The organism is Pseudomonas sp. IT-P12, from assembly GCF_949767465.1.
In the GTDB taxonomy this organism is placed as follows: Bacteria; Pseudomonadota; Gammaproteobacteria; order Pseudomonadales; family Pseudomonadaceae; genus Aquipseudomonas.
This window is the reverse complement of the sequence record NZ_CATKPY010000011.1, coordinates 302,513-323,533: the sequence shown is the minus strand read 5'-3', so window position 1 is coordinate 323,533 and position 21,021 is coordinate 302,513. Positions and strand designations below refer to the sequence as shown.

The 21,021-nt window shown below is 61.1% G+C and carries 23 protein-coding genes and 1 riboswitch; of the genes, 13 read left to right on the top strand and 10 right to left on the bottom strand.

Features of this window, described 5'->3' with window-relative positions:
• Genes ACM6IM_RS04760 through fabI form a run of 3 tightly spaced genes read left to right on the top strand, consistent with a single transcriptional unit; the run spans nt 1 to nt 3,446 of the window.
• Nucleotides 1-1,020 carry an ABC transporter permease gene (locus tag ACM6IM_RS04760; RefSeq protein ID WP_201189931.1) on the top strand — a complete coding sequence of 340 codons (1,020 nt, stop codon included), beginning with the start codon at nt 1-3 and terminating at the stop codon, nt 1,018-1,020.
• Nucleotide 1,021: 1 nt separating this feature from the next.
• Nucleotides 1,022-2,632 (top strand): ABC transporter ATP-binding protein, encoded by a 1,611-nt coding sequence (locus ACM6IM_RS04755; RefSeq protein WP_192303000.1) that lies wholly within the window; start codon nt 1,022-1,024, stop codon nt 2,630-2,632.
• A gap of 19 nt (nt 2,633-2,651) precedes the next feature.
• Nucleotides 2,652-3,446: an enoyl-ACP reductase FabI gene (gene fabI, locus ACM6IM_RS04750; RefSeq protein ID WP_192303002.1), complete on the top strand. Its 795-nt coding sequence runs from the start codon at nt 2,652-2,654 to the stop codon at nt 3,444-3,446.
• Nucleotides 3,447-3,618: 172 nt separating this feature from the next.
• Here the strand turns inward: fabI and ACM6IM_RS04745 are convergent, their stop codons facing one another.
• The gene (locus tag ACM6IM_RS04745; protein WP_414864351.1) at nt 3,619-4,479 is read right to left on the bottom strand and encodes a LysR family transcriptional regulator; all 861 of its coding nucleotides are present in this window, start codon (nt 4,477-4,479) and stop codon (nt 3,619-3,621) included.
• Nucleotides 4,480-4,593: 114 nt separating this feature from the next.
• Here ACM6IM_RS04745 and ACM6IM_RS04740 point away from each other — a divergent pair, with 114 nt between their 5' ends.
• Nucleotides 4,594-5,019 carry a VOC family protein gene (locus tag ACM6IM_RS04740; protein ID WP_414864350.1) on the top strand — a complete coding sequence of 142 codons (426 nt, stop codon included), beginning with the start codon at nt 4,594-4,596 and terminating at the stop codon, nt 5,017-5,019.
• A gap of 95 nt (nt 5,020-5,114) precedes the next feature.
• Here the strand turns inward: ACM6IM_RS04740 and ACM6IM_RS04735 are convergent, their stop codons facing one another.
• Together ACM6IM_RS04735 and ACM6IM_RS04730 are read right to left on the bottom strand one after the other, a co-directional pair.
• The gene (locus ACM6IM_RS04735) at nt 5,115-5,696 is read right to left on the bottom strand and encodes a GGDEF domain-containing protein (RefSeq protein WP_414864349.1); all 582 of its coding nucleotides are present in this window, start codon (nt 5,694-5,696) and stop codon (nt 5,115-5,117) included.
• Between the two features lie 237 nt (nt 5,697-5,933).
• The gene (locus ACM6IM_RS04730; RefSeq protein WP_414864348.1) at nt 5,934-6,779 is read right to left on the bottom strand and encodes an oxidoreductase; all 846 of its coding nucleotides are present in this window, start codon (nt 6,777-6,779) and stop codon (nt 5,934-5,936) included.
• A gap of 114 nt (nt 6,780-6,893) precedes the next feature.
• Here ACM6IM_RS04730 and ACM6IM_RS04725 point away from each other — a divergent pair, with 114 nt between their 5' ends.
• A complete protein-coding gene (locus tag ACM6IM_RS04725) occupies nt 6,894-7,811 on the top strand; it encodes a LysR substrate-binding domain-containing protein (RefSeq protein WP_414864347.1) in 918 nt (305 codons plus the stop codon).
• Between the two features lie 57 nt (nt 7,812-7,868).
• On the opposite strand, the gene ACM6IM_RS04720 is transcribed toward ACM6IM_RS04725, so the two are convergent.
• The 3 genes from ACM6IM_RS04720 to ACM6IM_RS04710 form a co-directional block, all read right to left on the bottom strand.
• Nucleotides 7,869-8,150, bottom strand: a complete 282-nt coding sequence (locus ACM6IM_RS04720) for a type II toxin-antitoxin system RelE family toxin (RefSeq protein ID WP_414864346.1) — start codon at nt 8,148-8,150, stop codon at nt 7,869-7,871.
• Complete coding sequence (locus ACM6IM_RS04715) at nt 8,140-8,388, bottom strand: type II toxin-antitoxin system Phd/YefM family antitoxin (RefSeq protein WP_414864833.1); 249 nt, start codon at nt 8,386-8,388, stop codon at nt 8,140-8,142. The genes ACM6IM_RS04720 and ACM6IM_RS04715 overlap by 11 nt, the downstream gene beginning before the upstream one ends.
• A 254-nt stretch (nt 8,389-8,642) precedes the next feature.
• Complete coding sequence (locus ACM6IM_RS04710) at nt 8,643-8,894, bottom strand: transmembrane sensor/regulator PpyR (protein ID WP_414864345.1); 252 nt, start codon at nt 8,892-8,894, stop codon at nt 8,643-8,645.
• A 280-nt stretch (nt 8,895-9,174) separates the two neighbouring features.
• Here ACM6IM_RS04710 and ACM6IM_RS04705 point away from each other — a divergent pair, with 280 nt between their 5' ends.
• The 4 genes from ACM6IM_RS04705 (at nt 9,175) to ACM6IM_RS04690 (ending at nt 14,159) form a co-directional block, all read left to right on the top strand.
• Nucleotides 9,175-9,699: a sigma-70 family RNA polymerase sigma factor gene (locus ACM6IM_RS04705; RefSeq protein ID WP_414864344.1), complete on the top strand. Its 525-nt coding sequence runs from the start codon at nt 9,175-9,177 to the stop codon at nt 9,697-9,699.
• 4 nt (nt 9,700-9,703) lie between these two features.
• On the top strand, nt 9,704-10,687 hold the full coding sequence (locus tag ACM6IM_RS04700) for a FecR domain-containing protein (RefSeq protein ID WP_414864343.1): 984 nt from the start codon (nt 9,704-9,706) through the stop codon (nt 10,685-10,687).
• A 177-nt stretch (nt 10,688-10,864) separates the two neighbouring features.
• Nucleotides 10,865-13,270, top strand: coding sequence for a TonB-dependent siderophore receptor (locus tag ACM6IM_RS04695; RefSeq protein WP_414864832.1), 2,406 nt, complete (start codon nt 10,865-10,867; stop codon nt 13,268-13,270).
• Between the two features lie 58 nt (nt 13,271-13,328).
• Nucleotides 13,329-14,159 (top strand): AraC family transcriptional regulator, encoded by an 831-nt coding sequence (locus ACM6IM_RS04690; RefSeq protein ID WP_414864342.1) that lies wholly within the window; start codon nt 13,329-13,331, stop codon nt 14,157-14,159.
• Here ACM6IM_RS04690 and ACM6IM_RS04685 read toward each other — a convergent pair.
• Both ACM6IM_RS04685 and ACM6IM_RS04680 read right to left on the bottom strand, forming a co-directional pair.
• Nucleotides 14,156-14,743 (bottom strand): LysE family translocator, encoded by a 588-nt coding sequence (locus ACM6IM_RS04685; RefSeq protein ID WP_414864341.1) that lies wholly within the window; start codon nt 14,741-14,743, stop codon nt 14,156-14,158. The two genes, ACM6IM_RS04690 and ACM6IM_RS04685, sit on opposite strands and share 4 nt — an antisense overlap.
• 142 nt (nt 14,744-14,885) lie before the next feature.
• Nucleotides 14,886-16,217 carry a PLP-dependent aminotransferase family protein gene (locus tag ACM6IM_RS04680; protein WP_414864340.1) on the bottom strand — a complete coding sequence of 444 codons (1,332 nt, stop codon included), beginning with the start codon at nt 16,215-16,217 and terminating at the stop codon, nt 14,886-14,888.
• A gap of 227 nt (nt 16,218-16,444) precedes the next feature.
• On the opposite strand from ACM6IM_RS04680, the gene ACM6IM_RS04675 reads away from it, so the two are divergent.
• The 4 genes from ACM6IM_RS04675 to ACM6IM_RS04660 all read left to right on the top strand — a co-directional run bounded on the left by ACM6IM_RS04675 (nt 16,445) and on the right by ACM6IM_RS04660 (nt 19,945).
• A complete protein-coding gene (locus tag ACM6IM_RS04675) occupies nt 16,445-17,632 on the top strand; it encodes a hypothetical protein (protein ID WP_201189949.1) in 1,188 nt (395 codons plus the stop codon).
• A gap of 142 nt (nt 17,633-17,774) precedes the next feature.
• Complete coding sequence (locus ACM6IM_RS04670) at nt 17,775-18,668, top strand: DMT family transporter (protein WP_414864339.1); 894 nt, start codon at nt 17,775-17,777, stop codon at nt 18,666-18,668.
• Nucleotides 18,669-18,801: 133 nt separating this feature from the next.
• On the top strand, nt 18,802-19,260 hold the full coding sequence (locus ACM6IM_RS04665; RefSeq protein ID WP_414864338.1) for a sn-glycerol-3-phosphate transporter: 459 nt from the start codon (nt 18,802-18,804) through the stop codon (nt 19,258-19,260).
• Between the two features lie 340 nt (nt 19,261-19,600).
• Entirely contained in the window at nt 19,601-19,945 is a 345-nt protein-coding gene (locus tag ACM6IM_RS04660) for a hypothetical protein (protein ID WP_414864337.1), read from the top strand.
• On the opposite strand, the gene ACM6IM_RS04655 is transcribed toward ACM6IM_RS04660, so the two are convergent.
• Both ACM6IM_RS04655 and tspO read right to left on the bottom strand, forming a co-directional pair.
• Nucleotides 19,931-20,134 (bottom strand): cupin domain-containing protein, encoded by a 204-nt coding sequence (locus ACM6IM_RS04655; RefSeq protein ID WP_414864336.1) that lies wholly within the window; start codon nt 20,132-20,134, stop codon nt 19,931-19,933. The two genes, ACM6IM_RS04660 and ACM6IM_RS04655, sit on opposite strands and share 15 nt — an antisense overlap.
• A 65-nt stretch (nt 20,135-20,199) precedes the next feature.
• Nucleotides 20,200-20,649, bottom strand: coding sequence for a tryptophan-rich sensory protein TspO (gene tspO / locus ACM6IM_RS04650; RefSeq protein WP_192303033.1), 450 nt, complete (start codon nt 20,647-20,649; stop codon nt 20,200-20,202).
• A gap of 104 nt (nt 20,650-20,753) precedes the next feature.
• Nucleotides 20,754-20,949, top strand: a riboswitch (cobalamin riboswitch).
• Nucleotides 20,950-21,021 lie beyond the last annotated feature (72 nt).

Sequence of the window (21,021 nt, the reverse complement as noted above, 5' to 3'; positions counted from 1 at the left end):
ATGAACCTGTCCCCGCTCAATCGCCGACGTTTCGAACTGTTCAAGGCCAACAAGCGTGGCTGGTGGTCGTTGTGGCTGTTCCTGATCCTGTTCGGCCTGAGCCTCGGCGCCGAGCTGATCGCCAACGACAAGCCGCTGGCGGTGCATTACGACAACAACTGGTACTTCCCGGCCATCAAGCGCTACCCGGAAACCACGTTCGGCGGCGAATTCCCGCTGGAGGCCAACTACAAGAGCCCGTATATCCGCGAACTGCTCAAGGCCAAGGACGCCTGGGTGCTGTGGGCGCCCATCCCGTTCAGCTACCAGAGCATCAACTACGACCTGAAAGTCCCGGCTCCCGCCCCGCCCTCGGCTGACAACCTGCTGGGCACCGACGACCAGGGGCGCGACGTGTTGGCGCGAGTGATCTACGGCTTTCGCATTTCGGTGCTGTTCGCCCTGACGCTGACCGTACTCAGCTCGATCATCGGCGTGATTGCCGGGGCCTTGCAGGGCTTCTATGGGGGCTGGGTCGATCTGGCCGGACAGCGTTTCCTGGAAATCTGGTCCGGATTGCCCGTCCTGTACCTGCTGATCATTCTCGCCAGCTTCGTGCAGCCGAACTTCTGGTGGCTGCTGGGGATCATGCTGCTGTTTTCCTGGATGAGCCTGGTGGACGTGGTCCGTGCCGAATTCCTGCGCGGGCGCAACCTTGAATACGTGCGCGCCGCCCGCGCGCTGGGGATGCAGAATGGCGCAATCATGTTCCGTCACATCCTGCCCAACGCCATGGTCTCGACCATGACCTTCATGCCCTTTATCCTCACCGGCGCCATCGGCACGCTGACGGCCCTGGACTTCCTCGGTTTCGGCCTGCCACCGGGCGCGCCGTCGCTGGGTGAACTGGTGGCCCAGGGCAAATCCAACCTGCAGGCGCCGTGGCTGGGCATGAGCGCGTTTGCGGTGCTGGCGCTGATGTTGAGCCTGCTGGTATTCATCGGCGAGTCCGCTCGCGATGCCTTCGACCCGAGGAAGTGAAATGAATCAGGACAATCTGATCGAAGTGCGCGACCTGGCCGTCGAATTCGTCGTAGGCGAGCACAGCCAGCGCGTAGTGGAAGGCGTCAGTTTCGATATCAGGCGCGGCGAAACCCTGGCGCTGGTGGGTGAAAGCGGCTCCGGCAAATCGGTGACCGCGCATTCGATCCTGCGCCTGCTGCCCTACCCGCTCGCCCGCCACCCCTCGGGCACCATCGAGTATTCCGGGCAGAACCTGCTGGACCTGAAAGAGAAAACCATCCGTCACATCCGTGGCAACCGGATCGCGATGATCTTCCAGGAGCCGATGACCTCGCTCAACCCGCTGCACTCGATCGAAAAGCAGATCAATGAGGTGCTGGGCATCCACAAGGGCCTGGTCGGTAAAGTGGCGACCAGGCGGACCCTGGAATTGCTGGAGATGGTCGGCATTCCCGAGCCCGAGAAACGCCTCAAGGCCTTGCCCCACGAGCTGTCCGGCGGCCAGCGCCAGCGGGTGATGATCGCCATGGCCCTGGCCAACGAGCCGGAACTGCTGATCGCCGATGAGCCGACCACCGCGCTGGACGTTACCGTTCAGCTGAAAATCCTCGAATTGCTCAAGCAATTGCAGGCCCGCCTGGGCATGGCGCTGTTACTGATCAGTCACGATTTGAACCTTGTTCGAAGAATTGCGCATCGCGTATGTGTCATGCAGCGCGGTTGCATCGTCGAACAGGCATCGTGCGAAGAGTTGTTCCGCGCGCCGCAGCATCCGTACACTCGGGAACTGCTGGCAGCGGAGCCCAGCGGCAAGCCGGCAACCAACGTTATCGGGCCGCCGCTGCTGCAGGTCGAGGACCTTAAAGTCTGGTTCCCGGTCAAGAAAGGCCTGCTGAAAAAGACCGTCGATCACATCAAGGCGGTGGACGGGATCAATTTCAGCCTGCCCCAGGGGCAGACATTGGGCATTGTCGGCGAAAGCGGTTCCGGCAAATCGACGTTAGGCCTGGCAATTTTGCGTTTGATCGGCAGCCAAGGGGCGATCCGGTTCGAAGGCAAGCAGCTAGACTGCATGACGCAACAACAGGTTCGGCCGCTGCGTCGGGAGATGCAGGTGGTGTTTCAGGACCCTTTCGGCAGCCTGAGCCCGCGAATGTGCGTGAGCCAGATCGTCGGCGAAGGCCTGCGGATCCACGGGATCGGCACCGAGGCGGAACAGGAACAAGCGATTATTGCGGCATTGAAGGAGGTAGGCCTGGATCCGGACACCCGGAACCGCTACCCCCACGAATTTTCCGGAGGGCAACGGCAGAGAATCGCCATTGCCCGGGCACTGGTGTTGAAACCGGCGCTGATCCTGCTGGACGAGCCGACCTCGGCCCTCGACCGGACAGTGCAGCGCCAAGTGGTGGAGCTGCTGCGTTCACTGCAAAGCAAGTACAACCTGACGTATCTGTTCATCAGCCATGACCTGGCTGTCGTCAAGGCGCTGAGCCACCAGTTGATGGTGGTCAAGCATGGCCAAGTGGTCGAACAGGGAGACGCGCAAAGTATTTTTGCCGCCCCCCAACATCCGTATACACAGCAGTTGCTGGAAGCCGCTTTCCTGGCTCCAGCCACTGCGCAATAACCTGAAAGAGGAGCAACACATGGGTTTTCTCGCCGGTAAGCGCGTACTGATCGTCGGTGTCGCCAGCAAGCTGTCCATCGCATCCGGCATCGCCGCCGCCATGCATCGCGAGGGCGCTGAGCTTGCCTTCACTTATCAGAACGACAAACTCAAGGGTCGTGTCGAAGAGTTCGCCCAAGGCTGGGGTTCCAGCCCGGAACTGTGCTTCCCGTGCGACGTGGCCAGCGATGAAGAAATCGCCCAGGTCTTCGAAGCGTTGAGCAAGAAGTGGGACGGCCTGGACTGCATCGTGCACTCCGTCGGCTTCGCCCCGGGCGACCAACTGGACGGCGACTTCACCGAAGCCACCACCCGTGAAGGTTTCCGCATCGCTCACGACATCAGCGCCTACAGCTTCGTGGCCCTGGCCAAGGCCGGTCGCGAAATGATGAAGGGCCGCAATGGCAGCCTGCTGACCCTGTCGTACCTGGGCGCCGAGCGCACCATGCCGAACTACAACGTGATGGGCATGGCCAAGGCTTCGCTGGAAGCTGGCGTACGTTACCTGGCCGGTTCCCTGGGCCCGGACGGCACCCGCGTCAACGCCGTATCGGCCGGTCCGATCCGCACCCTCGCCGCCTCCGGCATCAAGAACTTCCGCAAAATGCTGGCCGCCAACGAAGCGCAAACCCCGCTGCGTCGCAACGTCACCATCGACGAAGTCGGCAACGCCGGCGCCTTCCTGTGCTCGGACCTGGCGTCCGGCATCAGCGGCGAAATCATGTACGTGGACGGCGGTTTCAACACCACGGCCATGGGCAACATCGAAGAGTAATCTTCGGCGCGCCGTACAAAAAAACCCGCCTTGACTGGCGGGTTTTTTATGCCTGCGATTTATCAGGCAACCGTAATCCCTGGGGGAGCGGGCTCGCTGGCGAAGGCGTTTTCCTGCTCGGAATGGGCGTCGTCCGGTGCAACGCCTTGCGAGCAAGCCCGCGCCCACGGGGTCAGTGGTATCCCAGGCACTCGGCAAACAACTGCTGAATGGGCTGCTGTCGCTGGCTGTAGCGCTGCAACAGCACGATCTCGCGGTAAAACGTCAATTCACCCAAACGGATGATCCTGACCTTCGCGCCATGCTCCAGCCACAACCCGGCCTCGGGCAACAGTGAAATCCCCAGCCCGCACTCGACCATTTTCACAATGGCTTCCAGCTCATCCAGCTCCAGCGCCGCCTGCACCTCGATGTGCTGCTCGCGCAGAAAGCGCGTCACCAGGCGCCCGCCGAACGAGTTGCGGTCATAGCGCACATGCGGATGCTCAGCCAGCAACCGCAACGGATCATCGCCTTCGAGGCCGGCCGGGACGATCAGTACGAACGGCTCGCGACGGATAACCTGGGCCGACAGCTCCTTGGGCAGCTCGAACGGTGGCTTGATCAGGATCGCCAGGTCCACTTCGCCGGTGTCCACCTGACTGAGCAGGTTGAGCGACACGCCGGGCACCAACTTCGGTTCCAGCAGCGGTGCCAGTTGGCGCAAGCGTAACAGGGCCTGAGGCAACAGACCGGTCTGGGCCGTGGCGACCGCGCCGATTTTCAATTCGCCACGGTACTCGCTGACATCGTCACTGACGGCCATGCGGCTGAAGGTATCCAGCATGTCCCGGGCCATTGGCAATGCACGCTGACCCGCCGCATTGAGAATGGCCTGGCGACCGGTGCGATCGAACAGCCGGATGCCCAGCGCCTGCTCCAGATTGCGCATCTGCGCGCTGACCGCCGACTGGGTCAGGCCAACATGCATGCCGGCCGCCGCAAACGTTCCGTGGCGCGCCACCGCCAGGAAGGTTTTCAATTCACGCAGCATGACGCCCCCGATTGATCGAAATAATTTGAGCTCGACGCAAAAACTATCGTCTTTCAATCAAAAAGCACAGCGCTAAACTCAATGTCACCGACCCATTCCCTGCGAGACTCCCTGATGCAACTGTCGCCTTTTCACCTGGCCATCCCCGTGTACGACCTGCAAGCTGCCCGAGCTTTTTACGGCGAGGTGTTCGGTCTGGAAGAAGGTCGTTCCAGCGACCATTGGGTCGACTTCAACTTTTTCGGCCATCAATTGGTGATCCACCTGGCGTCAAAAAACGCCTCACAGGAAGCCGCGCACACCAACGCCGTGGACGGCCACGATGTGCCCGTGCCGCATTTTGGTGTGGTGTTGGGGATGGCGGAATGGGAAGCCCTGGCCGAACGCCTGAAAGCACGTGAGACCCGATTTGTGATCGAACCGGGTATTCGCTTCAAGGGGCTGGTGGGTGAGCAGGCGACCATGTTCCTGTTCGACCCGTGCGGCAATGCGCTGGAATTCAAGGCGTTCAAGGACATTGGCCAGTTGTTCGCAAAATAGTGCTCGATGGCGGAAACGCCATCGCGAGCAGGCTCGCTCCCACCGTTCGGATCCGGCAGGCCACTCGAGGGAGTGAGCCTGCTCGCGATAACGGCCTACCTGAACAAACCCTTCTCTCCTTCAACCAGCATCGCTTCAACCGTGTCATGGAGGGCCGGGTCGTACTCGATCTGACCGATGTTGAAACGAATGTCATAACCGCGGCGCATCGTGGCGTTGCGCTCATCGAGTATTTCCTCGAGCCGCGCCTTGATCGCACTCAGCTCCACCGCACTCGAGCCGGTCAACAACACCACGAATTCATCGTCCCCGAGCCTCCCGACCACATCGCTTTCGCGAAAGGCGATGCGCAATACGTCCGCGAAGGTCTTCAGCGCATCGTCGCCCTCGGCGCGGCCATACAGGTAATTGATGTGCTTGAAATGATCAAGGTCGAAAAACAACAGTGTGGCGGGTATTTCCATGCGTTGGCACGCATCCAGCCCTAACTGCGCCAGTGCAGTGAAACCGTGGCGATTGGAGAGCAGCGTCAGCGCGTCCATGTTGGCCATGGTCACGCCCATCACTTGCTGCTCGGCCATACGGGCCAGGTTGCGCAAGGTTGCGCGTATCTGCTGCGGCGAAAGCGATGGCGCCGCGCTGGCGCCGTGTTTGAGCGGTCTGCCTGAGGTCAGCATCAGTTGCTCCGGTGGTGGGTATGTACGTTAGAGTCCCCAGACCCGCTTTGACTCCCCGGTACCGGACAATCGGTCAACGGCCGCTCCGAAAAATACCCGTAAACCTGTAGGCGTGAGCTTGCTCGGGCGGCGTTGCGACGATGGCGGTCAACGACAATGCCGGCTGACGGAATGCCCGCGTTATCCATCGCGAGCATTCGAGCATCGACCGGCCGCCCCGCCGTGGCCGGCGTTTCGTTAGAAGTCAGTGGACACCGACACCTCACGCCATGCCTGTAACTCACCGGCGACAAAGCTGTTTTTCGCTTCAATGGCCGCGACACAGTCACTGCCCAGGGGCAAGCGCAGCGGCGCGTCGTTCGTTTCCACCAGGGTGATCATCACCTGGGCCAGCTTGTCCGGATCGCCTGGCTGGTTCAGGGTCACGGCCTTGGCGATTCTGCGCACTTCACCGGCGGTGCTGTCGTAGTCGGCAATCGACGCTGGGGATTCAACCAGCGAGTTGCCTTCCAGGAACTCGGTACGGAAGTAACCCGGCTCAACCACGGTCACCTTGATACCCAGCGGCGCCAGCTCGGCGTGCAAGGCCTCGGTCAGGCCTTCGACGGCGAACTTGGTCGAGCAATAGACGCCGAAGCCGGGCCCGGACTTGTAGCCCCCGACCGAGGACAGGTTGATCACATGCCCGCTGCGAGCGGCGCGCATATGTGGCAGGACAGCGCGGGTGACATTGAGCAGGCCAAAGACGTTGGTTTCATACACGCGGCGCACTTCATCGGCCGTGGCCTCTTCCACGGCGCCGAGCACGCCGAAGCCCGCATTGTTGACCAGCACGTCGATGCGCCCGAAGTGCTCGATGGCCTGCTGGGCGACCGCAATGCCCTGGGCTTCGTTTGTGACATCCAGGCTGGCGGCGAGCAAGCCAGGGTGTTCGCCAAAGCGTTGGGTAATGCTGCTGGCGTCTCGGGCGGTGGCAACCACGGCGTCACCGTTGGCCAGGGCGGCGGCGGCGATCTTGGCACCGATGCCACGGGAAGCGCCGGTGATCAGCCAGATGCGATTGAAGGTATTGGAAGTGGTCATGAGCGTGTTTCCTTGGTTACGTTGGGGTAGGCACAAGGTACGCAGGAAGATTGCCCGGAAAAATGCCCTCGTGTTACAAGCACTATGAAACGCTCTTTCATAATGGCGATCTCGATGAATCACGATCCTTTCGATGGCCTGACCGAGTTTCTGGCGGTGGCCGAGCACAAGAGCTTCACCGTCGCCGCTACCCGCCTGGCGGTGACGCCCACGGCCGTCAGCCACGCCATCAAATTGCTTGAGCGGCGCACTGGCGTGCTGCTGTTCCAACGCACCACGCGCCGGGTCGCCTTGACCGAAGCGGGCGCCAGCCTGTTTGCCCGATTACGCCCGGCGGCCAGCGAAATCGATGAGGCGCTGGCAGTCCTCAGCGGCTTTCGCGACCAACCCATGGGCACGCTGCGCCTGACGGCGCCGCGGTTGTCGGGGGCGCTGTTGATCGAACCGCTGATGCCGTTGTTTCGCCAGGCGTATCCGCAGGTCACGCTCGACATCTGCCTGGACGATGCCACAGTGGACTTGATGGCCGGCGGGTTTGATGCGGGGATCAGGCTGGGCGAATCCATCGAAAAGGACATGATCGCGGTGCGCCTCACGCCGGACCTGCAGTGGTCGGTGGTGGGCGCGCCGGCGTATTTCGCCAGGGCCGGCAAACCTGAAAGCCCGGAAGACCTGACCGATCACCAATGCATCGGCTTTCGTTTCTCGACCTCGGGCAACGCACACCGCTGGGAATTCCGCCGCGATGGCCGTGACTTCACAGTAGGGGTAGAAGGCGGCGTGATCGTCAACGATCGAGGGCTGCTGGTCTCGGCGGCACGCAGCGGTTGCGGGCTGGTGTACGCCTGCGACCTGGAAATTGCCGATGAATTGGCGGATGGACGGCTGGAGCGCGTATTGCAACCTTTTGTGCCGCTGAGTACGGCGCTGTACCTCTACTTCCCCAGCCGCACACAGACGCAGCCCAAGTTGCGGGCGTTCATTGACCTGGCGACCGGGTGGGTTGCCCGTCAGCGCAGCACATCGCCTTGATGATGGAAGCGAGACCGGTTTTTCGGCGAAAAACCGAAGCAAACTGTTCAAACACAGCTAGCGTTCGCCTGCTTCTTTGTAAATCGCTGCACGCTCGCGCTTTCCCACCGCAATGACAGTCACAACCAACACGTCGTCGATGACACGATAAACCAATCGGTATCCGGAACTGCGCAACTTGATCTTGTAGGCATTGCCAAGCCCGTTGAGTCGGTCCCCTGGAACATGCGGGCTGCCCAGCCGTTCCTGCAGCTTTTTCTTGAACTGTTCTCTGATAGTTGCCCCAAGTTTGCGCCACTCCTTCCAGGCCTTCTCAGAGAACGCCAACTCATAGGTCATCCAGCGAGACCTTGATGGTCGGGTCGTTTTCTCGTTCCTTGCAAAGCGCGATCAATTCAATATCGTCCAGCCGGTTCATCAACGCTTCATATTCTTTGGCTGGGATGCAGTAAAAGGCCGGCTCGTTACGATTGAGGATCGCGACAGAGGACCCTCGCCCTGCTGCAACCGTGCCCATCGGGTTTTTTTTCAGTTCCGATATGCTTGCAACAACCTGCGAGAGCACGACGTGTGGCATGAGGGTGTTCCCAAAAGTGCTTTTAGAGGTGCTGAAAATAGCACTCCAAAGCCCTTTTGGCGTCATCGCTTTTGACATGAATCGGCTCCGGGATTTGGTGAAGCACCAAAGTATCAGCTATCGCGCTTCACCGTTTCCGCGTCTTCTATCGGTCAGATCCTGCCATCAAGTGAGCAAAATCCCACTTCTGTAGGAAAACCTCATGATATTCATCGCGAGCAGGCTCGCTCCCACAGGGCCGGTGCAGATCAGGCTTACGCAGCGACTTGGCTGGTCAGGCCTTTGCCCAGCCGATGTTGCGACAGCAGGCGCATGACGTAGCCGATCTTGATCAGGGTCGGGCCGACGATGGTCATGGCGTGCAGCGCGACCTGGACCACGATCGACAGGTGCCCGCTGTAGAGGTAGGCGCCGTAGATCCCCACCAGCAACATTGCCAGCCCCGCGATCAGGACTTCGCTCGACAGGTGCAGAACTTTATGTGGATTGTTGAAGTAGGCGAACATTTTTCGTACTCCTGAATCAGACCAGTTGTACGTGGGTTATTTCACCATTCGTGCCAGGTTCACCGTCCATTAAAATCAATCACTTAGGACATAACGGGTCAATTTGACCCCGCCAAAGGCAAGTCAAAATGACAGCTTCCCAAGTCATATTGACCACAACTGCCATCGTCCCACCCAAAAGCAAATCGATATCATTTGCGCACCTTCAAGGCTTTTGCTTTAATCGCGACCAATTCTTATTTGCACCGAGGCGCTCGTCGCCCAGGGACACGTGCTTACGATGATGGTTGCCGACTCTTCCAGTGTACAGAACCTCTACGTCACTCATCACCGCTGGCTGCACGAGCTGCTGCGCCGGCGCTTGAGCAATGCGTTTGATGCTGCCGACCTGGCCCATGACACCTTCATCCGGGTGCTCAAGCGCCCACAGATTTTCGACAGCGAAACCCGCGAGCGCTCCTACCTCGCCACCATCGCCCGCGGTCTGTGCATCGATCACTGGCGTCGGCGACAGCTCGAACAAGCGTGGCTGGAGACCCTGGCCGCACGTCCGCAGGCGGTGCAACCTTCTCCGGAACAGCGGGCGATCATCGTTGAAACTCTCTACGAAGTGGACGCTATGCTGCAGCGCCTGCCCCAACGGGTGCGCGACGCCTTAATCCTCGCCCAATTGCACGGCCTGCCGTACAAGCACATCGCCGAGCAAATCGGGGTATGCGAGCGCATGGTGAAGAAGTACCTGGCCCAGGCGCTGATGCATTGCGCGATGCTCGAGGCCGAGCTCGACGGCCTGCTGATCGAGTAAGCACATGCCCTCCCCGACCACTTCCGCCAACAGCATCAACCACGCCAGCCTCGAGCAGGCGGCGCAATGGTACGTGCAGCTCAACGATCAGCAGGTCGGCGAGCAGGAACGCCAGCGCTGGCAAGCCTGGCTGGCGCAGAGTGGCGATCATCAGGCGGCCTGGCGTTATGTCGAGCGCGTCGGCCAGCGTTTTGCCGCGCTGCAGGATGACCATCAGGCCGCCGGTTCGGTGCTGCGCAACACTGCACGCTCGCCGATCAGCCGTCGGCAAACGGTCAAGAGTTTGCTTATCCTCGCTTCGGGTGGCCTGCTGGGCTGGAATGCCTGGCGCGAAACGTCGCTCCCGGACGCTTTCGGCCGCTGGACCGCCGACCTCTCGACCGGCACCGGCGAGACCCGCGAAAGCCTGCTCAGCGATGGCAGCCGCCTCTGGCTCAATGCCCTGAGCGCCTTGAACGTACGCTTCGACACCCAGCAACGACTGTTGCTGTTAAGCGCCGGGGAAGTGTTGATCGACACTGCCAAAGACAGCAGCCGACCTTTCCTGGTGCAAACCGCCCAAGGCCGGCTGCGCGCCCTGGGCACGCGCTTCAGCGTGCGTCAGCAACAACGGCAGACTTTGCTCAACGTCTATGAAGGCGCGGTGGAGGTGCGTACCGACCGGGGGCAAATGCAAGTGGTCGAAGCGGGACGCCAACTGGCGTTCACGGAAGATCACACGCCTGCTTCCACCGAAGCAGCGGCGGGTCGCGAAGCCTGGCGCCGGGGCGTGTTGCTGGCGGACAACTTGCCGCTGGGCGAGTTGATCGAGGAGTTGAGTCGCTATCGACATGGACACCTGGCGTGCGATCCGACGATTGCCGGGCTGCCGGTGATGGGTTCGTTCCCGCTCAAGGACACCGATCAGGCGTTGAGCCTGCTGGAAGCCGCGTTGCCGATTCGCGTGGAGAAAACCCTGTCCTGGTGGGTCAGCGTCGGTCCCGCTTGAGGCGTATCGGCCCGAGCGTCACGATGACCCGGCAAAAAAAACGGCAGCGCAGTTCCCTTTTACCCTTCTCGTTCGGTTAACCCTGTGAAGCCCTTGAATCGCCGACCGGCAGGGAAACCTTTTTTGCGCACTGCCTTCACCTCCTTGCGTCTGCTCACCCTGGCCATACCGCTCGCCCTGAGCCTCGCGTCAACACCGGCCAACGCTCAGACCCCGGCTGTACACACCGGCAGTCAGGCGCGCTACTACGCCATCGCGCCCGGTTCGCTGATTAGCGTACTGAACAGCTTCGCCGAACAAGCCGGCATCTTCCTCGCCGGCCACAACGACCTCGCCAGTGACAAGCGCAGCCCCGGCCTCACTGGCGAATTCACCGAGCAACAGGGTTTGCAACGTCTGCTCCAGGGCAGCGGCCTGCAAGCGCACCCCCAGGGCCATCGTGGCTATGTTCTGAAAGTCGCGCAGGAAAGTCTCCTGGAACTGGACGCGACCCACATTGCCGCCCAGGCACTGGGCACCATCACCGAAAACACCCACGCCTACACCACCGGCTCGACGTCCTCGGCCACCGGCCTGCCCTTGTCCCTGCGGGAAACGCCGCAATCGGTGACGGTCATCACCCGCCAGCAGCTCGACGATCAGGGCTCCACCAGCATCGCCGACGCGTTGCGCCGCGTGCCCGGTATCAGCGTGCAGAACTACGACAGCGAACGCTGGGAGTTTTCCAGCCGTGGCCTGCCGATCACCAACTTCCAGTACGACGGCGTCAACACCGACTACGACGGCGTCTATGACTACGGCACCACCAGCACCGACATGGTGACCTTCGACCGCGTTGAGATCATCAAGGGCGCCACCGGCCTGATGACCGGTTCAGGCGACCCGTCGGCCACTGTCAACCTGATCCGCAAGCGCCCCACCCGTGCTTTCCAGGCCTCGGTCAGCGGTGCCGTCGGTTCCTGGGACAATGAGCGCAGCACCGCCGACATCGCAGGCCCCCTGACCGACAGCGGCAACCTGCGCGGACGCTTCGTCGGTGCCTATCAAGACCGTGGCGCCTATATGGATCACTACCGCAATACCCGGGACATCGGTTACGGCATCCTGGAGGCCGACCTGACACCGGGCACCTTGCTGACCCTCGGTATCGACCAGCAGAACACCCGCTCCCGTGGCGCCAGCTGGACCGGTTTCCCGATGTACGACAGCGACGGTTCGCGCACGCACTTTTCCCGCTCGTTCAACCCCGCCACCGACTGGAGCCGCCGCGACTTCGACAACCAGACGCTGTTCGCCTCGGTCCAGCAGCAACTGGCCCAGGACTGGGCGCTCAAGGTCAGCTACGACCGCAAGCACCGCCAGCACGACACCTTCCTCGCCTCGGCCAGCGGCGGCAACCCGGATCCGGCTACTGGCGAGGGGATGTTCATGTACATGGGCAAGTTCAAGGGCGATCAGTTGCAGGACAACCTCGACCTCAACTTCAGCGGCCCTTTCAACTGGCTGGGCCGCGAGCATCAATTGATCGCCGGATTCATGTCGATCAGCACCCGCCAGGACATCCCGGTGCATGGCTCGATCTACCCCCCGGTGGGCGAAAGCATCGAGGACTGGAACGGCGAGTATGCGAAACCGGACATCCCCAAGGTGGGTGACAACGACATCGTGCGGCGCCAGACCGGCCTTTATGTCGCCACCCGACTCAAGCCGAGCGACGACCTTGCGCTGATCCTTGGCACCCGCGTCAGCCAGTTCAGTGCCGACGATGACATCGACTATATCGACCCCGCGACCCCGGACCTGCACGACCGCTACCGGCAAACCGGTGTGGTCACGCCCTACGCCGGGTTGGTCTACGACCTGGATGACCGCTACTCGCTGTACAGCAGTTACACGCGGATCTATCAACCGCAGATGAGCAAGGACGCCGAACGCAAGCTGCTCGACCCGGTGCAAGGCAACAGCTACGAGGCCGGGATCAAGGCCGAGTATTTTGGCGGGCGCCTGAACGCCAGCTTCGCCGTGTTCCGCATCGAGCAGGACAACCTCGCCGAATACGTCAGCGGCGTCGACAGCGAATCGGTGTACCGCGCCGTGCAAGGTGCGGTCACCAAGGGCTTTGAGCTGGAGCTGGCCGGCGAAGTGCGCGATGGCTGGAACCTGTCGGCCGGCTACAGCTATAACCACACCCGCGATGCCCAGGGCGATTACGTCTATGGCGCGATCCTGCAAACCACCGCGCCGCAGCAGATGGTGCGGCTGTTCAGCACCTATCGCTTGTCCGGGGCCCTGGAAAAACTCACGGTCGGCGCGGGCGTGAACTGGCAGAGCGAGTTCTTCGGCAACGTATTGCAGCCCGACCCGAACGACCCGGTCAATGGCGGCCAGCCTTCGAAGATCACCCAGCACAGTTACGCCCTGGTCGACACCATGGTGCGCTACCGCTTCAACGACCACTTGAGCACCACACTCAACGTCAAGAACCTGTTCGACAGGACTTATTACACCGGCCTGGGCAACTTCGGCACCGGGTTCTACGGCGAACCCCGCAGCCTGCAACTGACTACCCGCTGGGATTTCTGATCGGCAATGGGTCGCAGAGCGCTTACACTGCACAACGGATCTGCCGAGGACACCGACGATGAAGCCCACCGCCAAAAACACCGACAAGGCCCCGCGCTTCTGGCGCGACGACGCCCTGCCCTTCATCGAGGCCCGGGCCATCGCCGACGGCCGCGAGGTCTGCTACACCCGGCATTCCCACGAGCACTTTTCCATCGGCGCGATCACCGCCGGGCGCAGTACCTACCTGCATGAGCAATCGTCGTTTGAGGTCGCCGCCGGCACGGTGGTGCTGATGAACCCCGGCGATGTCCATGCGTGCAACCCGATCAACGACCAACCCTGGTCTTACCTGATGTTGTATGTCGACACGGCCTGGCTGACCGATTTGCAGCATCAGCTCGGGTTCAGCCACGACCTGGCGTTTCGTCGCTTCGCCATCACCCACACCGAGGACGCCGGCCTGTTTAGCGGCCTGGCCGCCCTGTACGACATCCTCGTTGACCACCAGCAGGATGTGCTGCGCAAGCAGAGCGCTGCGGTCGAGTTTTTCACCGAGGTTCAGCAACGCCTCAACCCCGGTGATCAGCCTGGACGCGAACCGAACTTCAAACTCGAGCGCGCAGCCGACTTCATCCGTGACAACTGCACCCGTCTGCTCAAGCTCGAAGACATCTGCGAGGCGGCGCAGTTGTCGCCGTCGTACCTGATCCGCGCGTTCAAACAGCATTACGGCATGACGCCCCACGCCTTTCTGGTCAATCGACGCATCCAGTTTGCCCGCGAGCGCCTGCGCAGCGGCCAACTGATCGCCGACGTCGCGCTGGAAGCCGGGTTCGCCGACCAGGCGCATTTCCAGCGCGCGTTCAAACAGCATCTGGCGGCGACACCAGGGCAGTATCGCGGCTAAGGCAATAACAGGTACGCTGCGCTCAAGGCCAGCAGCAGCGCCATGACCCGATTGAACAAGCGCATGCCCGCCGGGTTGTTCAGGTAACCGCGCAGGAAGGTACCGGCATACGCCCAGCAACCGACAGATAGGTAACAGATCACCAGGTACACCGCCGCAAACTGCCAGATCAATCGCGCCTCGCCATCGGCGACAAACGCGCCCATGCCCGCCACACAGGCCAGCCAGGCCTTGGGATTGAGCCATTGCATCACCGCGCCGTACACCATCGACGGCGCCCGTGCCGAATCCTTCGCATCGAGCTGACCGTTGTCCGCCGCCAGTTTCCACGCCATGAACAACAGAAACGCCACCCCGGCCAGTTGCACGATCCGTGTCAGCTGCGGCCATTGCTGCAACACCTCATGCAACCCCAGCCCCATCAACACCAGCAGCAGTACAAAGCCCAGGGTCGCTCCGGCCACGTGCCGCTGACTGGCGCGAAAGCCGAACTGCGCCCCGGAACTCAACGCCACGATATTCACCGGCCCCGGCGTGATCGACGCCACCAGGGCGAACGCGGCCATCGACATGATCAGACTCATTGTTGTTTTCTTCCCTTCAGTTGAACCAGGGGCTCAAGGTAAAGAGCCCGCTGATTGTCGTATTGAAGAAAACTACCCAATGCCCACGCTCACAGAAAATGTCCGAGCACCGAAGCCCTTTTTGTGGGAGCGGCGGCATGCCTCAGGAATACGCGCCGACCACCCGTTTCACTTTGATCAGCGCCTCGCGCAATGAATCCATGTCCACCGACCCCAACGCCAGCCGGATCGCATGCGGCACATGCACCGACGTGGCAAACGGCTCAGCCGTGGACACCGCCACCTGCTCCTGCATCAACGCCACCGCAATCTGGTCCGCCCGCGCGTCTTCGCCCAGCGGCAACCAGAGAAAATACGAAAAAGGGTGGGTCATGCAACGCAGTCCCTTCAGCACCTCAGCGGCCAGCGTCTGGCGCGCCTGGGCATCCGCCCGCTTTTGCACCTCGAGCTGGCTGACCGTCCCATCGTCGATCCAGCCGCAGGCTATGGCGGTCATCACGCCGGGGGTGTTCCAGGTCGTGGCCCGAATCACCCGTTCCAGGGCTGGCACCTTGTCCAGCGGCGCCGCCACAAATCCCACACGCAGCCCCGTGGCGACATTCTTCGAGAACCCCGACACATACACCGTCCGCTCCGGCGCCAGCTCGGCCACCGGCACCGGCGCCTCCTCCACCAGAAACGCATAGGCCGCGTCTTCGATAATCAACAGATCATGCTGGCGCGCAATCGCCACCAGACGCCCCCGCCACGACACATCCATCACCCACCCGCAGGGGTTGTGCAGCGTCGGCATGGTGTAGACCGCCCGCACCGAACGCCGCCGGCACAGCGCCTCGAGCGCCGCCAGGTCCGGCCCGTTCTCCGTGACCGGAATCGGCACAATCTCCAGATGCAGCGACTCGGCCAGCACCTTGAAACCGGTATAGGTCAAGGCATCCGCCGCAATCACATCCCCCGGCTTGAGCAACGCCATCATCGCCACGGCCAGGCCATGCTGCGCGCCGCTGACGATCAGGACCTGCTCGGCTGTCAGGTTCAGGCCGCGTGACAGCAGGTGCCGGGCAATCGATGCCCGCTCATGCAAACGCCCGCCATGGGGCTGGTAACGCAGATGGGCTTCGAGGTCACCGGACAACGCCAGTTGGCGCAACGCCGTGCGCAACAGATCGGCCTGCCCCGGCAACGACGGGTAGTTGAAATTGAGATCGGCCATGCCCACCGCCACCACATGCTGGCTGACGCCCTGACCGGCCGGCAGCGAGATCTCCCGCACGAACGTGCCCCGTCCCGTTTCGCCACTGACCAATCCCATCGTCTCCAGCTCGGCATACACCCGGCTGGCGGTGACCAGCGCCAACCCGTGTTCGGCGGCGAGCTGCCGGTGAGTCGGCAGGCGCGTGCCGGGCGCGAGGCGACCTGAACGAATGTCCGCCGCGAAGGTGTCGACCAGTGATTTGTAGCGCAGGCGAGGCATGGGTTCATCAATCCAGAACAATTGAGAGATTGTCTTGATACTCGTCTGCTACGCGATCTGTCCAGCACGGCCACAGGATATCTCTCGAACGTTCAACGGTTGCTGGCCGCTAAAGACACGCTTCTGACCTCCAGAGCCAATCGAACTGTCATTTATCACAGGTTTAACGCGCAGACGAAGGCGAGATAGTCCGTCGGGCTGGATCAACTTTTTCAAGGACGCTGACCATGACAACGACCAAACTGCCGAATGAATGGGTACAACCTGGCGAATTCGACCCTGCATTTGCCAATAACGGCGTGTTTGCGGTTCCCAGTGACGGGGGATCGATCAAAGCCATCGTTGCTGACGGATCGGGTGGCTTTATCCTGGCTATCTGGGTAGCGCCGCAAGTCTGGCTTTATCGCATTCTCGCGGACGGCGCACTGGATCATCAGTTTGGACAGAACGGCGTCAGCAAATGGTCCTTTTCCACTGGGCTGAATTCCGCTCCCGCAAAATTGTTTCTGCAATCGGATGGAAAAATCCTTCTGCTGGGTTACGTCCTGAGAGGTATCGACAAGCAGACGGCTTTGACGAGATTCAATCCCAGTGGCAGCCCGGACCTGATCTTCGGCAACCAATTCATTCCCGGCGTAGAGCTGTTTGCCTCCTCGGGAGCCGTGCAAGCAGACGGGAAGATACTGGTGTTGATCAGCAGGGCCGTCGGCGCCACCGGAGCGCAGAAAGCCGAGCTTTATCGTCTGCTGCCAAGTGGTGGACTCGATCATGAGTTCGGCGAACAAGGTTTCGTCGAGATCCAGGTCAACGGCAAAGCATTGCTAGGATCGGCGGTGGCAGTTGCTGAGGATGGCAACATACTGATCGGTGGGACTGTCCGGCAAACTGGTCCGACGCCACCCAACAAAGCGGTCGTCCGGCTATCTCCTGACGGCAGCCTGGATCCTTCCTTTGGGCAAGGCGGATATTGGGAATCGGACAGCAACAATACGCTGCTCACAATGGCTGTGGCGCGAGGGACCATCATTTGCGCGGGCGCCGGGGCTGAATCCGCGTGTTTTTCAAGATTGACCGCGGGCGGCGCTTTCGATCCCGGATTCAACAATGGTCAAACGCTGCACGTGCCGATCCCCTCTTCCACGTCTTCCACTTGCGAAGCCGTTGCCGTGCAACCCGATGGCAAACTGGTCGCGGGTGGCGTTGCCGATGCTGGCAGTAGCACCTATTGGCTGCGCCTGATGCCAGACGGTCGCCTCGATCCGGATTTTGGCAATGATGGAATCTTTGTGCATGACAAGCGTAGCCATTTGCATGACTTGCAGAGTCAGCCCGACAAAGCCCGCTTTCTCGCGGCCGTCGACTCAACGGAGCACGGCGTTCAGAACCCGTACGTATTCGGAATTTTTTCTGAATGAAACGCTGAAACGGCTCGTATCAAGTTCAGCACAGCCGACGGTACAGTGGATGTATTCATGACAATTTTTTGATTGTCTTGCTCACTCGCTCATACGATGGGTGCAATACATCCTTCGCCGCATCCTCCGTCGAGTGAACGCCATGAACCGAGCAACGCACCTGAATACCCAGCCCCAAGAGAAGTCTGCGGGCTGGCTCAATGGCCTGATCGGCGTCATCATTTTCAGCGGCTCACTGCCGGCGACCCGCGTCGCGGTGCTGGAATTCGACCCAGTGTTCCTCACCGTCATCCGCGCCACCCTCGCCGGCGTGCTCGCGCTGTGCCTGCTGAGCCTGTTCAAGCAACAACGCCCAACGCGCAATCAACTGCTGCCGCTGCTCATTGTCGCCCTCGGCGTGGTGGTCGGCTTCCCGCTGCTGACGGCGTTGGCCCTGCAATACGTGACCTCCGCGCATTCGATCGTCTTCGTCGGCCTGCTGCCGCTGGCCACCGCCGTGTTCGGCGTGATACGCGGCGGCGAGCGGCCGCGCCCGGCGTTCTGGCTGTTCTCCGTGCTGGGCAGCCTGCTGGTGTCGGGCTACGCGCTCGCCCAGGGCGTGACGGCCTCTCCCCTGGGCGACATCCTCATGCTGCTGGCCATCCTCGCCTGCGGCCTGGGTTATGCCGAAGGGGCAAAGCTGTCGCGCACACTGGGTGGCTGGCAGGTGATTTGCTGGGCGCTGGTGTTGTCGTTACCGGCTATGGCACTGCTGAGCGCCTGGCGCGCGCCCGCCTCGTTCAGCGGGATCAGCCTGCCGGCGTGGTTCAGCCTGGGTTACGTGTCGCTGTTCAGCATGCTGATCGGCTTTGTGTTCTGGTATCGCGGGCTGGCTCAGGGCGGGATCGCGGCGGTGGGACAACTGCAACTGCTGCAGCCATTCTTTGGCTTGGCGCTGGCGGCGGGACTGCTGCATGAGCAGGTCAGCCCGGGGATGGTGGCCGTAACTGTGGCGGTGATTCTGTGCGTGGCGGGCGCGAAGAATTTTTCCAAATAAATCAACTTATTACAAACCATTTCCATCTGTGCCCGGCAGCAATACCCGGTAAATCAAACAGCCGGTTGATCCCCCTTTTCGATGGCAAGATTTCTCGGCATCCCCACCCTTGGCCGCAGAAAAACGGTGATCAATGAAACCTCTACTGCTTTTGCTTGGCACGCTCTTCATCAGCCCGGGCACCTTCGCCATGAATGGCGACTTCTGGTATTTCCAGACGAGTGCCTACACCAAACACTGGAAAAGCGACCCCGACCACAACAACCGTCAAAAGCTGATCAGCGTCGAACGCAACCGGGCTGATGGTTCGCTGTGGGGAGGCGCGACCTTCAAAAACTCCTTCGATCAGCGCTCCTACTACGCGTACTACGGCCATCGCTGGGTCGCCGAGGAGTATCCGGTCTACGTCAAGCTCAGTGGCGGGCTGCTCCACGGGTACAAAGGCAAATACAAGGACCGGATTCCACTGAACAACCTGGGCGTCGCGCCGGTGATCATTCCCGCCGTTGGCACCTATTACGGCCCCGTGGGTGCCGAGCTGGTCGTCCTGGGCGGCGCCGCGGTCATGGTCAATGTCGGTTACCGCTACTGACCATCCAGGCTCAAAGCGCTGACATTGCCTGTATTTTTCGTCAATCATGCTGGCCGAGCTGGCGTTCAATCGGACGCTGGATCAGTTGGATCCGGTTGAGTCACGCAGGACAGGGTCGTACTCACCCAGTGGGAACAATCCATGTGCCTTCTTGCCAGGAAGAACGCGTTTACGCTCATCGCGAGCGGGCTCGCTTCCACAGAGGTAACACAGGAGCTGATTCCGATTTGTTTTGCTTGATATTGCCAACGCAGGATCCGCAGTGATATCAATTTGGCACTGCACAGATTTTCCAGTATCTTGACGCCCTTGAATTGTTCCAACGCTATGGAAAGCACGAATGACCGCGAAGCTCGCAACCGTTATCCAGAAAGAGACTTACCTGGGCCACGATATCATCGTCGAAACCTTCTGCCCTGCGACTGCAAACCCGAGCATTACCGGCAGTGTGCAAACGCATCACACCAGCACAATTTCCATCTGGCTGGATGGCGAAGAAATCAGGGATGCGCGGGAGACGCCCTCGCTTCTGTTTGTATCGCGCGAAGATGCGATCGTGCTGGGCTTTGAAATCGGCCGGATGATCGTCAGCCAACGTCGCGATTCAGCGGCTACCGGTCTGACGGCCCGGATGTGCGAGTTCTTCAAGTCGACTCGCCTGCCGTTTTCCTCACTGCGCGCCTGATCGTGCCGGCCCTGCTCGCCAGCATTGGCGAACAGGGCCGGACAGACTCACCTGGCCGATGTAGAACACACCGGAAATCACGGTGTAGATGCGATCTTCCGGATGCGTGTGCGGCATGAGCTTCAAGCCGTCAGGCACTTTGCCCCTGACCACGTAAGGCCCCGGCTGACTCGGGTTGCCAACGATCACGGCCAGTTTCAGGGACGCGGATAAATCACGTCCCGGGCACTTCAGTTCTTACATCGATCAACAAACTATCGCGGGTTGTTGCGCAGGATGGCAAAGTTGAGTGCGGCAGCGACGCACAGCCACACCAGATAAGGGAACAGGATCAGCCCGGTGATCACGTCCAGGCGCAGAGCCAGCACTACCATGGCCGCGACCACCAGCCACAGCAGCACCAGAATCACCATCCCCGCGAACACGCGTTGCGCACCGAAGAAGACCGGCGTCCACAGGGTGTTGAGCGCAATCTGCGCCGCCCACAATGCCAGCACTTCCTGACTGCCGGGGATCAGGGTCAGTCGGTAGCCCGCCCAGGCAAGCAGCAGGTAGATGATCGTCCAGGCGACCGGAAACAACCAGTCGGGCGGTGTGAAGCTCGGTTTGACCAGCGATCGGTACCATTCACCCGGCTTGAAGAACATGCCGGTGCTGGCGGCCGCCGCGCTGGCCAGGAGAAAGATGAAAAAGGTGTAGGTCATGGTCGCTTCCTGTCTGGGGTTATTTGAAACTTGGACGCGTGGCGACCCGCAAAAAGTTCACCAGCGTCCGGCGTAAAATCCACGCTCCCCCTCGGCCGCCTGATCGACTACCATACGCCGCCGGTTCCCGAACGGGACTAACAGGGAATTCGAAACGCCGTATATGGCGTCAATCGAAACTGCCCCCGCAACTGTAGGTGCTGAGCCTGCTCCTCGATGGCCACTGGATCAGATCCGGGAAGGCCGGAGCACGGCGACGACGCATCAGTCAGGAGACCTGCCGGCCAGCTGAATCACTAACCGGCGGGGTGTCCGGGGAGGACATCCTTTGCCGACCGGCCTTGCCCTGCTTATACCGCAGCGTTCGATGGT

Excerpts from the sequence above, each read along its gene's own strand:
- ACM6IM_RS04690 (WP_414864342.1), top strand. The coding sequence starts at position 13,329 with ATGAAGCCCACCGCCAAAAACACCGACAAGGCCCCGCGCTTCTGGCGC.
- ACM6IM_RS04735 (WP_414864349.1), bottom strand. The coding sequence starts at position 5,696 with ATGCTGACCTCAGGCAGACCGCTCAAACACGGCGCCAGCGCGGCGCCA.
- fabI (WP_192303002.1), top strand. The coding sequence starts at position 2,652 with ATGGGTTTTCTCGCCGGTAAGCGCGTACTGATCGTCGGTGTCGCCAGC.
- ACM6IM_RS04725 (WP_414864347.1), top strand. The coding sequence starts at position 6,894 with ATGAATCACGATCCTTTCGATGGCCTGACCGAGTTTCTGGCGGTGGCC.
- ACM6IM_RS04745 (WP_414864351.1), bottom strand. The coding sequence starts at position 4,479 with ATGCTGCGTGAATTGAAAACCTTCCTGGCGGTGGCGCGCCACGGAACG.
- ACM6IM_RS04700 (WP_414864343.1), top strand. The coding sequence starts at position 9,704 with ATGCCCTCCCCGACCACTTCCGCCAACAGCATCAACCACGCCAGCCTC.
- ACM6IM_RS04740 (WP_414864350.1), top strand. The coding sequence starts at position 4,594 with ATGCAACTGTCGCCTTTTCACCTGGCCATCCCCGTGTACGACCTGCAA.
- ACM6IM_RS04670 (WP_414864339.1), top strand. The coding sequence starts at position 17,775 with ATGAACCGAGCAACGCACCTGAATACCCAGCCCCAAGAGAAGTCTGCG.
- ACM6IM_RS04730 (WP_414864348.1), bottom strand. The coding sequence starts at position 6,779 with ATGACCACTTCCAATACCTTCAATCGCATCTGGCTGATCACCGGCGCT.
- ACM6IM_RS04685 (WP_414864341.1), bottom strand. The coding sequence starts at position 14,743 with ATGAGTCTGATCATGTCGATGGCCGCGTTCGCCCTGGTGGCGTCGATC.
- ACM6IM_RS04710 (WP_414864345.1), bottom strand. The coding sequence starts at position 8,894 with ATGTTCGCCTACTTCAACAATCCACATAAAGTTCTGCACCTGTCGAGC.
- ACM6IM_RS04705 (WP_414864344.1), top strand. The coding sequence starts at position 9,175 with ATGATGGTTGCCGACTCTTCCAGTGTACAGAACCTCTACGTCACTCAT.
- tspO (WP_192303033.1), bottom strand. The coding sequence starts at position 20,649 with ATGACCTACACCTTTTTCATCTTTCTCCTGGCCAGCGCGGCGGCCGCC.
- ACM6IM_RS04720 (WP_414864346.1), bottom strand. The coding sequence starts at position 8,150 with ATGACCTATGAGTTGGCGTTCTCTGAGAAGGCCTGGAAGGAGTGGCGC.
- ACM6IM_RS04755 (WP_192303000.1), top strand. The coding sequence starts at position 1,022 with ATGAATCAGGACAATCTGATCGAAGTGCGCGACCTGGCCGTCGAATTC.
- ACM6IM_RS04675 (WP_201189949.1), top strand. The coding sequence starts at position 16,445 with ATGACAACGACCAAACTGCCGAATGAATGGGTACAACCTGGCGAATTC.
- ACM6IM_RS04660 (WP_414864337.1), top strand. The coding sequence starts at position 19,601 with ATGACCGCGAAGCTCGCAACCGTTATCCAGAAAGAGACTTACCTGGGC.
- ACM6IM_RS04760 (WP_201189931.1), top strand. The coding sequence starts at position 1 with ATGAACCTGTCCCCGCTCAATCGCCGACGTTTCGAACTGTTCAAGGCC.
- ACM6IM_RS04680 (WP_414864340.1), bottom strand. The coding sequence starts at position 16,217 with ATGCCTCGCCTGCGCTACAAATCACTGGTCGACACCTTCGCGGCGGAC.
- ACM6IM_RS04715 (WP_414864833.1), bottom strand. The coding sequence starts at position 8,388 with ATGCCACACGTCGTGCTCTCGCAGGTTGTTGCAAGCATATCGGAACTG.
- ACM6IM_RS04665 (WP_414864338.1), top strand. The coding sequence starts at position 18,802 with ATGAAACCTCTACTGCTTTTGCTTGGCACGCTCTTCATCAGCCCGGGC.